General features: G+C 66.4%; 11 protein-coding genes. 5 read left to right on the forward strand and 6 right to left on the reverse strand.

From position 1 onward, the window contains the following. Positions 1 to 19: 19 nt before the first annotated feature. The 4 genes from PotMrB4_RS15680 (at position 20) to PotMrB4_RS15695 (ending at position 6,313) form a co-directional block, all read left to right on the forward strand. Entirely contained in the window at positions 20 to 1,324 is a 1,305-nt protein-coding gene (locus tag PotMrB4_RS15680) for an MFS transporter (RefSeq protein ID WP_373466874.1), read from the forward strand. Next, the gene (locus tag PotMrB4_RS15685) at positions 1,321 to 2,538 is read left to right on the forward strand and encodes a mandelate racemase/muconate lactonizing enzyme family protein (RefSeq protein ID WP_172433856.1); all 1,218 of its coding nucleotides are present in this window, start codon (positions 1,321 to 1,323) and stop codon (positions 2,536 to 2,538) included. Before PotMrB4_RS15680 ends, PotMrB4_RS15685 begins: the two co-directional genes overlap by 4 nt. A gap of 90 nt (positions 2,539 to 2,628) precedes the next feature. Then, complete coding sequence (locus PotMrB4_RS15690; RefSeq protein ID WP_172433857.1) at positions 2,629 to 4,239, forward strand: GMC family oxidoreductase; 1,611 nt, start codon at positions 2,629 to 2,631, stop codon at positions 4,237 to 4,239. A gap of 127 nt (positions 4,240 to 4,366) precedes the next feature. Then, positions 4,367 to 6,313 (forward strand): metallophosphoesterase family protein, encoded by a 1,947-nt coding sequence (locus PotMrB4_RS15695; protein ID WP_172433858.1) that lies wholly within the window; start codon positions 4,367 to 4,369, stop codon positions 6,311 to 6,313. Positions 6,314 to 6,322: 9 nt separating this feature from the next. Here the strand turns inward: PotMrB4_RS15695 and PotMrB4_RS15700 are convergent, their stop codons facing one another. From PotMrB4_RS15700 to PotMrB4_RS15725, 6 genes are all read right to left on the reverse strand, one after another. Beyond that, positions 6,323 to 7,186 carry a LysR family transcriptional regulator gene (locus tag PotMrB4_RS15700; RefSeq protein ID WP_172433859.1) on the reverse strand — a complete coding sequence of 288 codons (864 nt, stop codon included), beginning with the start codon at positions 7,184 to 7,186 and terminating at the stop codon, positions 6,323 to 6,325. A gap of 522 nt (positions 7,187 to 7,708) precedes the next feature. Further along, positions 7,709 to 8,098: a DUF596 domain-containing protein gene (locus PotMrB4_RS15705; RefSeq protein WP_165672186.1), complete on the reverse strand. Its 390-nt coding sequence runs from the start codon at positions 8,096 to 8,098 to the stop codon at positions 7,709 to 7,711. Between the two features lie 149 nt (positions 8,099 to 8,247). Continuing rightward, on the reverse strand, positions 8,248 to 8,619 hold the full coding sequence (locus PotMrB4_RS15710) for a hypothetical protein (protein WP_172433860.1): 372 nt from the start codon (positions 8,617 to 8,619) through the stop codon (positions 8,248 to 8,250). A 199-nt stretch (positions 8,620 to 8,818) separates the two neighbouring features. Further along, positions 8,819 to 11,077 carry a bifunctional acylase PvdQ gene (gene pvdQ, locus PotMrB4_RS15715; protein ID WP_172433861.1) on the reverse strand — a complete coding sequence of 753 codons (2,259 nt, stop codon included), beginning with the start codon at positions 11,075 to 11,077 and terminating at the stop codon, positions 8,819 to 8,821. Positions 11,078 to 11,130: 53 nt separating this feature from the next. Then, on the reverse strand, positions 11,131 to 12,465 hold the full coding sequence (locus tag PotMrB4_RS15720) for a lysine N(6)-hydroxylase/L-ornithine N(5)-oxygenase family protein (protein ID WP_074972101.1): 1,335 nt from the start codon (positions 12,463 to 12,465) through the stop codon (positions 11,131 to 11,133). A 112-nt stretch (positions 12,466 to 12,577) separates the two neighbouring features. After that, positions 12,578 to 13,057 carry a sigma-70 family RNA polymerase sigma factor gene (locus PotMrB4_RS15725; RefSeq protein WP_044399498.1) on the reverse strand — a complete coding sequence of 160 codons (480 nt, stop codon included), beginning with the start codon at positions 13,055 to 13,057 and terminating at the stop codon, positions 12,578 to 12,580. A 178-nt stretch (positions 13,058 to 13,235) separates the two neighbouring features. Between PotMrB4_RS15725 and PotMrB4_RS15730 the strand changes: the two genes are divergently transcribed. Then, positions 13,236 to 14,258, forward strand: a complete 1,023-nt coding sequence (locus PotMrB4_RS15730) for a FecR family protein (protein ID WP_232060717.1) — start codon at positions 13,236 to 13,238, stop codon at positions 14,256 to 14,258. Positions 14,259 to 14,332: the final 74 nt, after the last annotated feature.

Consider the following 14,332-nt stretch of genomic DNA (forward strand, 5'->3'; position numbering starts at 1 on the left):
CGCGCCCAAGGATGCCCTCATGTCCAGAACCGCTGCCCAGGCCGATGCTCCGCTCGCACGCGGAGCGAACGGCAAGACCCAACGCTATCTCCAGCTCATGCTGCTGGTACTCGCCGCCGGGGCCATCTACCCGGTGCTCTACCTGCGGCAGGTGTACCAGAGCACCATGCTGGAGGTGTTCGCCATCACCAACACCGAGCTGGGCTACCTGTATTCCATGCTCGGCACGCTGTTCCTGGTGAGCTACCTGCCCAGCGGTTGGCTGGCCGACCGCATCGCACCCCGCCTGCTGATCAGCTTTTCCCTGGTGGCCACCGGCCTGCTGGCGCTCTGGTACGCCACCGCGCCCGGCTTCGACAGCCTGCTGGTGATCTATGCCGGCTGGGGCATCAGCACCGGGCTGACCTTCTGGGCCTCGGTGATCAAGCGGGTGAAGATGATCGCCCAGGCCAGCGAGCAGGGTCGTTTCTTCGGCATCCTCGACGGTGGGCGCGGGCTGGTGGAGGCCCTGCTGGCCACGGTCGCCCTCGCCCTCTTCGCCTACGCCACCGAGTCCCAGGGGCAGTCCCACCAGGTGGGCTTCACCCATGTGGTCCACCTCTACGCCTTCACCTGCCTGCTGCTCGGCGCGCTGATGCTCGGCGTCAAGGACCCGAAGGCGGCCCACCCCAACGCCGAGGACGAACGCCAGGCCCACAACCTGCTGCAGGACCTGCGCACCCTGGCGCGCATTCCCGAGCTGTGGCTGGTGGCGGCCATCGTCTTCTGCGGGTACCACATCTTCTGGGCCACCTACAGTTTCTCGGCCTACCTGCAGGAGGGCGGCTTCGGCCTCAGCGCGGTGATGGCCGGTACCATCACCACCATCAAGCTGTGGATGCGCCCGATCGGCGGGATCGGCGGCGGCTACCTGGGGGATCGCTTCTCCAACATCACGGTGCTGATCGTCGCCCTGGCGCTGGCGACCCTGGGCATGGTCGGGCTCATCGTCTTCCCGGCGCTGGACAGCCTGGCCCTGCTCATCGGCCTGGTGATCTTCATCGGCCTGCTGACCTACGCCATCCGTGGCCTCTACTGGGCCATCCTCGACAGCTGCCAGATCCCCCTGCGCATCACCGGGCTGGCCATCGGCATCATCTCGGTGGTGGGTTACTCGCCCGACGTGTTCATCCCGCTGATCAACGGCTGGATCGCCGACGCCTTCCCGGGCTTCCCCGGCTACCAGATCTACTTCGGCTACATCGCCGCCATCGGAACCCTTGGCGTGCTGGCCGCCCTCACCCTGAAAAAACGCATCGACCACAAGGCAGGCAACCGCCCATGAAGATCATCTCCCTGGAAACCCACGTCGTCGCCGTTCCACCGCCCCACATCGGCGGCATGTACTGGCTGTTCGTGACGCTCAGGACCGACTGCGGCATCGAAGGCGTCGGCGAGGTCTACGCCGCCACCTTCGGCCCCCAGGCCATGGTCCCGGTGATCGAGGATGTGTTCGCCCGCTACCTGCTGGAGCAGGACCCGCACCACATCGAGCGCTTCTTCCGCCGCGCCTATTCCAGCGGCTTCACCCAGCGCCCGGACCTGACCATGATGGGCGTCGTCTCGGGCCTGGAAATGGCCTGCTGGGACATCATCGGCAAGGCCGCCGGCAAGCCGGTCCACGAGCTGCTTGGCGGCCTGGTGAACGAGCGCCTGCGCACCTACACCTACCTCTACCCGAAGAACGCCAGGGGCGAGTACGACTACGACGACCCGGACCTGGCCGCCGAATGCGCGGTGGCCTACAGGGACCAGGGCTTCACCGCCCTGAAGTTCGACCCGGCCGGGCCCTACACGGCGTTCTCCGGGCACCAGTTGTCGCTGGAGGTGATGGACCGCTGCGAAACCTTCTGCCGCAAGATCCGCGATGCCGTGGGCAACCGCTGCGACCTGCTGTTCGGCACCCATGGGCAGATGGTGCCGTCCTCGGCCATCCGCCTGGCCCAGCGCCTGGAGAAGTACGACCCGCTGTGGTTCGAAGAGCCCGTACCGCCCGGCCAGGAGCAGGCCATGGGCCAGGTCGCGGCCAAGACCAGCATCCCCATCGCCAGCGGCGAGCGCCTGACCACCAAGTACGAGTTCCACCGGCTGCTGACCGATGGCGGCGTCTCCATCCTGCAGATGAACCTGGGCCGCTGCGGCGGCCTGCTGGAGGCGAAGAAGATCGCTGCGCTGGCCGAGGTCCACTACGCCCAGATCGCCCCGCACCTCTACAACGGCCCCATCGGCGCCGCTGCCAGCTTCCAGCTGGCGGCCTGCACGCCGAACTTCCTGATCCAGGAAAGCATCGAGACCTGGGGCGGCTTCCACGCCGAGGTGCTGAAGAAGCCGCTGCACTGGGAGGACGGCTACGTCATCCCATCCCGCGAGCCGGGGCTCGGCGTCGAACTGGACATGGACGTGGTACGCCGGCACTCGCCCTACACCGGCGAACGCCTGCACCTGCAGATGGCCCCCGACCCGGTGGACGTGCGCGACACCGCACCCGCCAAGGGCTGACCGATACCGCCCTCGCCCACCGGCCTGTACGCCTGGGGCGAGGCGCCTTCGCCCGGCCCGAACCTGACCCTGAACGACGCGGTAATCGACATGACGTACGACTTCATCATCGTTGGCGCCGGCTCCGCCGGCTGCATCCTCGCCAATCGCCTCAGCGCCTCCGGCCAGCATTCGGTGCTGCTGCTGGAAGCCGGTGGCAAGGACAGCTCCCCCTGGTTCAAGGTGCCGGTGGGCTTCGCCAAGATGTACTACCACCCCACCTACAACTGGATGTACTACAGCGAGCCGGAGCCCGAGCTGGCCGGGCGCCGCATCTACGCTCCGCGCGGCAAGGTGCAGGGCGGGTCGGGCTCCATCAACGCGATGATCTACGTGCGCGGCCAGCCCCACGACTTCGACGACTGGGCTGCGGCGGGCAACGACGGCTGGGCCTTCAAGGACGTGCTGCCCTACTTCCGCAAGCTGGAGAGCCACCCCCTGGGCGAGAGCGAGTACCACGGCGCCAGCGGTCCCATCCACATCAGCCCCATGAAGGGCCAGACCCATGCCATCTGCGATGCCTTCATCGAAGGCTGCCAGCAGCTGGGCTACCCCCGCAGCGAGGATTTCAACGGCGCCGACTTCGAGGGCGCCGGCCTCTATGACGTCAACACCCGCAACGGCCAGCGCTGCTCCAGCAGCTTCGCCTACCTGCACCCGGCACTGGCACGGCCGAACCTGCATATCGAGCACCATGCCCTGGCCCAGCGCCTGGTGTTCGACGATGCGCGGCGGGCCACCGGCGTGGTGGTCAGCCAGCATGGCGTGGAGCGGCAGTTCAGCGCGCGGAAGGAGGTGATCCTCGCCGCCGGCGCGGTGGACACCCCGAAGCTGCTGCAGCTCTCTGGCGTTGCCGAGCGCGGCCTGCTGGCCCGTCACGGCATTCCTGTGGTGCACGAGCTGCCGGCGGTGGGTCGCAACCTGCAGGACCACCTCTGCGTCAGCTACTACTACAAGGCCAACGTTCCCACCCTGAACGACGAACTGAGCTCGCTGCTGGGCCAGGTGAAGCTGGGCATCCAGTACCTCCTGACCCGCAAGGGCCCGCTGGCCATGAGCGTGAACCAGGCCGGCGGCTTCTTCCGTGGCGACGCCAGCCAGGCGCAACCGAACCTGCAGCTCTACTTCAACCCGCTGTCGTACCAGATCCCCAAGAGCAACAAGGCGCGCCTCAAGCCGGAGCCCTACTCGGGCTTCCTGCTGTGCTTCAACCCGTGCCGCCCGACCAGCCGGGGCACCATCGAGATCGCCTCGGCCGACCCGACCCAGGCTGCGCTGATCCGCCCCAACTACCTCAGCACCGAGAAGGACATCGACGAGGTGATCCAGGGCAGCCGCCTGATCCGCCGGATCATGGATGCCCCCGCCCTCAAGGCGATCACCGTCGAAGAGGTGCTGCCCGGGCCATCGGTGGCCGATGAGGCCGGCATGCTGCAGTACTTCCGCGAGAACGCCGGCTCCATCTATCACCTCTGCGGCTCCTGTGCGATGGGAACCGACCCGGCCACCTCGGTGGTGGACAGCCGCCTGCGGGTACACGGCCTCACCGGCCTGCGCATCGTCGATGCCTCAGTGTTCCCCAACGTCACCTCGGGGAATACCAACGCAGCGGTGATGATGGTGGCGGAGAAAGGCGCCGACCTGATCCTGGCGGATGCCTGAAGCGGCGGCCGTCACACGCACGCGACGCAGGCACGGCACCCAGGTGGCTCGATGCGGTCCAAGCGGCGATGAACACGCCGCTTCGCTGTCGTACTATGCCCAACCGCTCTCCGAGACCGTGGTACCGATGCCTGCCGATGCTCCCCTGACCGCCCTGCCCACCGTCCTGGCCGGCCCCCTGCTGCGCCGCGCCGAACCCCGGCGCCTGGTGTTCTGGCTGGTGGCCACGCGCCCGTTGCAACCCGTCCTGCTGCTGGAGGCCGACGGCCAGGCCCAGCGCCACAGCCTGGACGCCCGGCAATGCCGCATCCTTGCGGTGGGCCGGCACGCGCATGTGCACCTGATCGACCTGCGCCTGGAGGCGCACCTGCCCCAGGACACGCCCATCGCCTACGACCTGCTGATCGACGGCCAGGGCATTGCCGAGTGGGCGCCGCACTTGCTCTACGGCGAGGCCACCCGGCCCGACTTCGTGCTGCGTTCACGCATCGACCACCTGCTCCACGGCTCCTGCCGCAAGCCTCATCACCCTGCCCCCGACGGACTGCTCTGCGCTGACCGCCTGCTGGCCGAAAGGCCCCTGCCGGAGCAACGCCCGGCGCTGCTCATGCTCAGCGGAGACCAGATCTACGCCGACGACGTGGCCGGGCCGATGCTGTGCGCCATCCACTCGCTCATCGAGCGCCTGGGCCTGTACGGGGAGTACCTGGAGGGCGCCGTGGTAAGCGACAGCGAAGCGCTCTACCAGCACCCCGCCAGCTACTACCGGCGCGCCGACCTGCTACCCGCCCTGGAGAGCAACGAAACCCTGCGCGAGCGCTTCTTCGGCGGCGCGCGCAAGCCGATCTTCACCAGCAGCAACGCCGAGAACCACCTCGTCACCCTCGCCGAGGTGCTGGCCATGTACCTGCTGGTCTGGTCGCAGGTGCCTTGGACGCTGGTGGCACCGCAGATGCCCGCACTCGGCACGTCCGAAGCGGAGCGCTACCACCTCGAAGCCACGCGCCTCGAAGGCTTCGTCGCCGGCCTGCCAGGCGTGGCGCGGGTGCTGGCGCACCTGCCGACGCTGATGATCTTCGACGACCACGACGTGACCGATGACTGGAACCTCTCCGCCCAGTGGGAGCAGACGGCCTACGGCCACCCCTTCTCCCGCCGCATCATCGGCAACGCCCTGCTCGCCTACCTGCTCTGCCAGGGCTGGGGCAACGACCCGGACGCCTTCGACGAGCTGCAGGATGACCTCGCCGCGCTGTGCGCCAGCCCTGATCCCCATGGCCGGCTGGACAGCACGCGGCTCGACGGCCTGATCGGCCGCCTGCTGGCCTTCAACGGCTGGCAGTACGAGCTGGACACCCAGCCGCCCCTGCGGGTGCTGGACACCCGCACCCGCCGCTGGCGCAGCGAGGTCGACCTCAAGCGGCCGTCCGGCCTGCTGGACTGGGAGGCCCTGTGCGAACTGCAACAGGCGCTGCTGGGGCACCCCTCGGCCATCGTCGTGTCCCCGGCCCCGGTGTTCGGCGTGAAGCTGATCGAGGCCGTGCAGCGGGTCTTCACCTGGCTCGGCCACCCGCTGCTGGTGGATGCGGAAAACTGGATGGCCCATCGCGGTGCCGCCCAGGTGATCCTCAACATCTTCCGTCACTCACGCACGCCGGGCAGCTACACCATCCTCTCCGGCGACGTGCATTACTCCTTCGTCTACCGCGTGCTCATCCGCCATCGCCAGCAGGGCCCGCAGATCTGGCAGATCACCAGCAGCGGCGTGAAGAACGAATTCCCCCACCGCCTGCTGGACCTGTTCGACCGCCTCAACCGCTGGCTCTACGCGCCCCGCTCGCCGCTCAACTGGTTCACCCAGCGTCGCCGCATGAAGGTGGTGCCCCACACACCGGCCCACAGCCGCGCGGGGGAACGCCTGTGGAACGGCGCCGGGTTGGGCCAGGTGTTCTTCGATGCCGAGGGGCGGCCGACGCGGGTGTTCCAGCTCAATGCCAACGGCACCGCACCTACCGAATTCCTCGAAGACCGCGACAACGTCAGCGACGCCCATCCCCTCGCGCGGCGGGCCTGAACCCGCCGCTCAGAGCACCGCATCCCAACGCTGGGACCAGTCGATGTCGTCGGCCACCACCTCGCGCAGCACGCCGATGGCCTGCTGCAACAGCGCCGAATCACGGTCACGGGAATAGACGAGGTAGGTCGGGTAGGTGAACTCCGGCGCCCGCTCCACCCGCTCCAGCACGCCGCTGTCCAGGTAGCTCTGCACCACACGCGTGCGGAAATAGCCGGAGCCGCCGTTCTGCAGGATGAACTGCAGGGCCAGCGGCCCGAGGTTCACCGAAACCGCCGCCCGCGCCAGGTCAGGGAGCGCCGCATCATGCTGCTGGCGGAAGCGCGGGCCCCAGTCCACCTGCACGTAGGGTTCGGGCGCACGGCTGGAGCGGATCTGCACCAGCTTCTCCTCCAGCAGCAACTCCACCTGCATGCCCGGCCAGTACTCGGGCTGGTAGACCAGTGCCGCATCCAGCAGCCCCAGTTCGATCTGCTGCTGCAGGTGCTGGCCGGCGGCCACCTCCACCCGTACTGCGTGGGACGGAATCTGCTCACGCAGGCGGGTCATCCAGCCCAGCAACAGCGGGTTGCTCAGGCTCACCTCACCGCCGATGGCCAGCAGGTCGCGGTAGCCCTTGGGCAGCGGCAGGTCACGCCGGGCGGCCTCCCAGGTCTTCACCAGTTGCGTGGCGTGCCCGACGAACACCTCCCCCTCCGGCGTCAACCGCGCCCCGGCCCGGTTGCGCACGAACAGCCGGCAGCCAAGCTGCCCCTCCAGGTTCTGCACCCGCGCGGTGATGGCGGTCTGGGTCACATGCAAACGCTCCGCCGCCGAGACGAAGCTGCCGCTGCGGGCGATTTCGAGAAAGGTACGTGCCAGGTCGATATCCATGGCAATCCCCAGGCGTTTGAAGGGTGGCTATCTTAGCGGGTCGGGGGGTGAGAGGCTGAGAGGAAACGCTTACCCCTCCAGCAGAAACGCTATCCAGGAAGAAAGAGCCGCTTCGAATTCATCAGTCATTAGAAAGCAGAAAAAATCGACATCATGAAGCGAGTAAATCCGGGAATTTTCCCTGCTTATTTCCACACCCCAATCTTCACGATCCCAGTTATGGGATTCCAATTCACCCTGCTTTACAGCTCTAACTTTTGAAAGCACCTCTTTCAGCCAAGTAACAGTGTCTTCATATGACTGATCACCACCATCAGTCAAAAAACATCTCACTAAATCCACTGCCTGAGGACCGAGAACATCTTTTTCACAACTAGGCTCGCAAACCTAGTCTTAACTCAACCATTTCCGCCCCTACCGTGCCGACCTTGAGAAACTCGCCTTCTACGTTTTAACAAGCATAAGCCTCTGCCCTTCAGCATATTTTATTCGTACAACTCTTTGCCTTGGCAATGACGTAGGCTACGTCCAAAACTCGCTTCCATCTTGTCCAATCCAAACCACGCCTGCTGGCGCATCTGTAAGAAACCAAATCCCAAAACCATCAAGATCGTCTTCTCCTGGAGTGTCAGGCCAAGCCTTCCGCAGAATGTGCAACTGATCTTGAACGGAGCCATCGAGAAAACAACTCTCACTTGCCAGCTTTAAATGCCCACCCAACATGAGCCAACTCATTAGTGAAAAGAATAATTTAACCTTATACGGGTAATCGACATGACAATCAGAGATCTCAACCGTCATGTGCTGCCATATAGCTCTCATGGAAAGACCAAAGGCACTCTGCAGTACAGATTCAGCAACTTCCTCACTACAGCCACCCGACTCCGAAAAGAAAATACGCCCATCATTCATGCGTTCTCCTCCACAACTATAAAGCCCCACCCCAAAATCAATACTTTTAATAAAATAAAAATCAAACCAAGTACAACCCCAACAACCTAGCACCCAATATTTAAAAACCCTATACCACACTGAAAGCCATAACCCTTCATCACCCTAGTTCAAAGCCCACCAAACACCCGCCTAAATAACCACGCAACGCTGGAACACTCCTCAAGTGCCTGCAAAGCAGCTTCAGGCGTAACTGGCATATCACTCGGAGCACTACCACGCTTAACAGCAATTCCATAGATTGCATACTCTTCGCTCTCTGTGTGCTCCCAGCACGGAACGTGACCGATAGTTTTATATATTTGAAAAATCTCACCATCGAACTGAGCAAGTTCAATAAAAAAATCCGGAATATCGCGCTGTGAAAACATATCAACGCACCAGAGCCTAAACTCCTCTTTACTGACAGCCCCCGAAAAAAGACAAGCAATGGCAAAGCCCAAGATCTCATCACTATAACAATCCAGCTCTTTCCCACTCATACACCTGCATCCCTCTTTCAAGCCTAATCATGGCCGGCCATCTAACCAATAAAAGATCTTGCATATCCGCAGACTTCGGCGACCAATTAAAACGCGACACACTCCCCCCAAGTTGACGTTCGATACCGCACCCACAAAAAACTCAGCCAGCGCATAGCGCTGGCTGAGTCGAGGTTTTACCAGAACGTGCCGCCAAGCATCACTCGCGCTGCAGCACTTTGCGCTCCAGTGCCGGGTCAGCATCGATTTCGCTGTCGCTGAAGGGCAGCGGCTGCCAGGGGTTATCGGCGAACAGGGCGGTCTGGTCGGCGTAGTGGGGGGAGCCGGGGTCGCTGGACTGGGAGAAGGCCAGCAGGCCTCGGGCGCGGGGGCCGTTGGCGTCGAAGGTGACCAGTTGCAGGTAGCTGGTGCCGCTGACCACTTCCAGGCGGTCGCCCTGGTGTTCGCTCTGCATGGCGTTATAGACGCCCAGGTGGCCGTCTGCACCGGGCATGGGGAAGGTTCGGGCGCCGCGGGTGACCTGGTGCAGGTCGCCCCAGCGGGCATCGGCGGGGGCGCCCGAGGCGGCCAGGGCCTCGTTGGCGGCCACCAGGGCCTGGCGCAGCGGTTCGCGGGCGGCCTGTGCGATGCCGCTGGGGGTGTCCAGCGGGCGCGCGGGGTCGAAGGGGTGCTGCCAGCCGTCGTCCAGTTCGAGGAAGGCCTGGGCCGCCTGCTGGAACACCAGCATGCCGAGGCCGCTGTCCACCCGCGCCTTGCCATCCCAGTCGACCAGGGCAGCGCAGGCGCGGCTCAGGTCCGCTTCGCCGGCGTGGGCCTTGCACAGCGCCAGCAGTTCCGGCAGCAGTTCGCCGGCCAGGCCCACCTGGTTGTCGGTGACCATTGCCGCCAGGTCGTCCGCCCGCAGCGGCTGCTGGCCTTGCAAGCGCCCCAGGGCGAAGCGGGCACGGTGAGAGATCGGCGTTTCCCGGCTCACCAGGGGCGAGTAGCCCACCAGGGGGCTCGCCGGGTTGGTCAGCCAGGCGCTGTCGTTGGAGTTCTGCACGAAGTCCTCGCGCAGCAGCACGGGCAACTGCGCGGCCGGGGTGATGCCGGCCTGGGCGGCCCCGGCTTCCCGTTGCCATTCGCAGGCGCTGCGATTGCCTTGCAGGGCGGGCAGGCCCTGCTCCGCCAGTTGCGGGATGACGCACTCGGCGAGCTGCCGGGGCTGCAGGTGCGGCACCACGGATTGGTTCATGTACAGCGCGCGGCCCCGGTCATCCACCGCCAGGGTGTTGACCCAGGGAATGCCCTGCAGGCGCTCGACACTGGCGCGCAGGGCGTTCACGTCGCGGGCCTGGTTCATCGCGTACCACTGCTGCAGCACGCGGGTGTTGCCGAGGTTGGCGTCACGCAGGGCCCAGGCTTCACTGGCCGACCAGTCCAGCTTGCCGGGCCAGTTCAGCAGCGGGCCGAAACGGGATTCGTAGAGGTCGTGGGACTGGGTGACCAGCTCACCGGACGGCTGCCGCACCCGGATCTGCAGGCGCGTGCGGGTCATGGGCTCGTAGCGGCCGTCGACGCGGTAACGGGCCGGGTTCTTCGGGTCCAGCTCCAAGCGGTACAGCGTGAAGTGCGCGGAGGTGTCCACGGTGTGGGTCCAGGCCAGGTGCTGGCCGAAGCCGATGTTGACCACCGGCAGGCCGGGCAGCGCGGCGCCCATCACGTCGAGCTTGCCGGGGATGGTCAGGTGCAGCTGCCAGAAACGCAGCGCCCCGCTCCAGGGGAAGTGCGGGTTGGCCAGCAGCATGGCCGGGCCGTCGGCACTGCGCTGGCGGCCCACGGCCACGGCGTTGCTGCCCCGGTCCAGGCGGAAGCCTTCGACCCGCGCGAGGGTGTGGCCGCTGTCCCGAGCAGCCTGTTGCCGCCCGGGCGGTGCGGCGCCCACCACGGCTTCGGCGAACTGGCCGACACCGCCCTCCACCAGCAGGCGCCGGGTCAGGCGGACCAGGTCATCCGTTTCGATGGGGCGCAGCCAGGCCTGGCCGAGGCAGTGGGTGCGGCCGGCATCGGCTTCGCCCAGGTAGCGGTTGAAGCCCTCGGCATAACCGGCCAGCAGCTCGGTCACCTCGTCGGTCTGGGCACGGCGGAAACCGGCGACCCGCTCAGGGGCGTTCAGCCAGGTGAAGAAGAGGTCGGACGGGACGTTGGCCAGGCCGGCGGAGGACTGCCCGTCCGCGCCGAACCAGCGGGCCCGCTCGCCTCGCGCGGTGATGATCTCTTCGGCCAGCAGGCAGGCGTTGTCGCGGGCGTAGGCATAGCCGATGCCACGCCCGAGGCCACGTTCGTCAGCCGCGCGGATATGCGGCACGCCGTAGGCGGTCCAGCGGATCAGGGTGTCGCCACCGGCATCGGCGGCATGGGACAGGCACGGCGCCAGCAGCAAGGCTGCGGCCCCGGCGACAAGGGTGCGCATGAGCATCGGGGGTTCTCGCGGAGAAAGGGAACGCGCCGGACGAAGCCGGCGCGGGGTGGTCAGCCGGCGATGGCGTAGCTCGGCGCGGTACGCCCGGCAGCACCGGCGGGCTCCAGGTGCTGGTGCAGGGAGGCGGCGATCTCGTCGGCACGGATCGGCAGCACCGACAGCAGGGTATCGCTGAGGCCGTGGCTGGCCTGGCAGAAGCCCTGCATGTACAGCGCGGGGCGGAAGGTGTCGTCGGTGCGCAGGCGGTAGTCGCGGGCCACCTCGAAATCACCCAGCCAGGGCGCCAGGGGTTCCAGCAGCTCGCGGTGGGCCTGGCGCTCGTACCCGGTGGCCAGCACCACCGCGTCGTAGCGGTGGCTGCTCTGCTCGCCAGTGGCAATGTGGCGCAGCACCAGTTCGATGCCATCGGTGGTGGCGGTGGCCCGCTCCACGGCGCTGAGGTTGCGGAAGGCATGGCGGCGCGAGCCGGAGACCTTCTGCCGATAGAAGATGCCGTAGATGCGCTCGATCAGGTCCAGGTCCACCACCGAGTAGTTGGTGTTGTGGTACTCGCGGATCAGCCGCTCACGCTCGGCGGTGGGCTGGCTGAAGATCAGGTCGGTGAACTCGGGGGAGAACACCTCGTTGACGAAGGGGCTGTCATCCGCCGGCTTGAGGGCGGAGCCCCGCAGGATCACGTCCACCTGCACGTTCGGGTAGCTGTCGTTGAGGTCGATGAAGGCCTCCGCAGCGCTCTGCCCGCCGCCGACGATGGCGATGCGCATCGGCTGGCCGCTGGCGCACGGCTGCTGCTGGATGCGCTCCAGGTACTGGGCGTGATGGAACACCCGCGCATCGCCCTTGAGGTGGCGGAAGGCCTGGGGCACGCGCGGGGTGCCGCCGGCGCTGAGCACCACCGCGCGGGTGGTGCGTACCTGGGACTGGCCGTTGGCATCGCGGGAGACCACCCGCAGCGCCTGCACCTGGTTGCCCTCCAGCAGCGGCTCCACCGCCTGGACTTCTTCGCCATAGCGGCACTGGTCGGCGAACTGGCCGGCGACCCAGCGCAGGTAGTCGTTGTACTCCATGCGGCAGGGGTAGAAGGTGCCGAGGTTGATGAAGTCCACCAGGCGGTCGTGCTGGCGCAGGTAGTTGACGAAGGAGTACGGGCTGGTGGGGTTGCGCAGGGTCACCAGGTCCTTGAGGAAGGAAATCTGCAGCTCGCTCTGGTTCACCAGGGTGTTGCCGTGCCAGCGGTAGTCGGCCTGCTTGTCGAGGTACAGCGCGTCCAGAGCGCCCTGCCCGCTGGCGGCACGCTCCTGCAGGGCGATGGCCAGGGCTAGGTTGGAAGGGCCGAAGCCGATACCGATCAGGTCGTGGATGGCGGTGTTGAGGGGCTGGGTCATGTCCTGTGTCCTCTGCTGGCGGGCCGTCGCGGACCGCGGCTGTCATGGGGGACGGCCCGGTGGCCGCCTGCTGACAAGGAACGAGGACTGGGCGGGGAAATTTACCGGCGGCTCAACCGGCCTCCCACTCGCGCATGCGCAGCCGGCAGTGCTTCATCGCATTGACGATGTGCTTCTCCACCAGGCTGCGGGAAATCGCCAGGCGCTCGGCGATCTCCCCGTGGGACAGGCCTTCCAGCTTGCGCAGCAGGAAGGCATCGCGACAGGCCTGGGGCAATTCGTCCAGGGCCCGCCCGAGCATCGACAGGCGCTGATCGCGGGCCAGCAGGCGCTGCGGCGATGGCGCGTGGAAGCGCTCCTCCTCGTCCAGCACCTCCAGCGGCTCGTTGCGGCGGATGACGCTGCGCCGGTGTTCGTCCACCACCAGGTTGAGTGCCGTGCGGTAGAGAAAGGCCCGTGGCGACTCGATGCGCTCTTGACTCGCACGCTCCATCACCCGCAAATACGCGTCATGGGCGACATCCGCTGCTGCCTGGCGGTCTCCGAGCCTGGACTGGAGGAAACGCAGCAGCTCCCGATAGTAGTTTTCCAAGGCGTCCCCCGGCCGCGTTCCACGCGGCCACACCAGTTGAGCGAGATCAACGCCCATCGTCCTACGATGCTGGCAGTCTGAAATGAACTAAATTTATAATAATTCTCATCAAGATTTAAGCCTCAACGACGGATCGCCTTCAGATCACCATGGAACCCAGGTCAAACCGGTAAGCCCGATGAACAAAGCCACCTCCCCCGCCCCCAGCGATCCCCTGGTCGAAGTCGCCGCCCACTGGTGCATGCGACTGCACGCCGAGGATTGCACCGCCGAGGAGCGCGCCGAGTTCCAGGCCTGGATCGACAGCGACCCGGCCAACGCCCTGGAATACGCGGAAATGCTGGAGATCTGGGAGCTCAGCGCCCACCTGCCGCCCAGCACCGCACCTCTCGGCAAGGCTGCACGCCCGACGCCAGCCCGGCCCGCCCCGGCCCCGCAGCAGCGCCCGGCCACACCCGTGCGGCGGCGCGGCTTCCTCGCCCGCCACGCCCGCGCCCTGGCCTTGGCGGTGGTCGGCCTGCCCCTGGCGGCCTACAGCGGCTGGCTGGCCGGCTGGGTGCCGGACAGCTACCACCGCTACAGCGCCGACGCGAGCATCCAGCGCTTCACCCTGGGCGACGGCAGCGAAGTGGAGCTGAACCTGGGCAGCCGCCTGAGCTACGCCAGCTTCATCGACCAGCGCCGGGTGGACCTGTCCCGTGGCGAAGCCTACTTCCACGTCAGCCGCGACCCGCAGCACCCCTTCGTGGTGAATGCCGGGGCCGGCTCGATCACCGTCACCGGCACCCGCTTCAACGTCTGGACCTACCAGGACAACGTCGTGGTCACCGTCACCGAAGGCTCGGTCAAGGTGCGCAGCGCCCGCCACGGCAACGACAGCAACCTCTCCCCCGGCATGCAGGCCGCCTTCCGCCCCGGCGACCTGCAGCCCCGCGTCGGCGCGGCAGACCCCGGCAAGGCCCTGGCCTGGCGCGACGGCAAGCTGGTGCTGGACGACCTGCCCCTGGCCGACGCCCTGCCGCTGATCAACCGCTACCTCGACCACCCCCTGGTGCTCGGCGATGCCAGCGTCGGCGAGCAGCGCATCGGCGGCATCTACAGCACCCAGGACATCGGCAACCTGGTCAAGGCCCTGCCCAAGGTGCTGCCGATCCGCCTGGCCACCCAGGACGACGGCCGCGTGGTGATCCACGCCCGCTGAGCCGGCACCCCTGGCCATCCCTCCGGACTAAATCCCCCGGGCCTCCATCCGTTTCCCAGGCAGCCCTCCGTGGT

It is taken from the genome of Metapseudomonas otitidis, from assembly GCF_011397855.1.
GTDB classification, from domain to species: domain Bacteria; phylum Pseudomonadota; class Gammaproteobacteria; order Pseudomonadales; family Pseudomonadaceae; genus Metapseudomonas; species Metapseudomonas otitidis.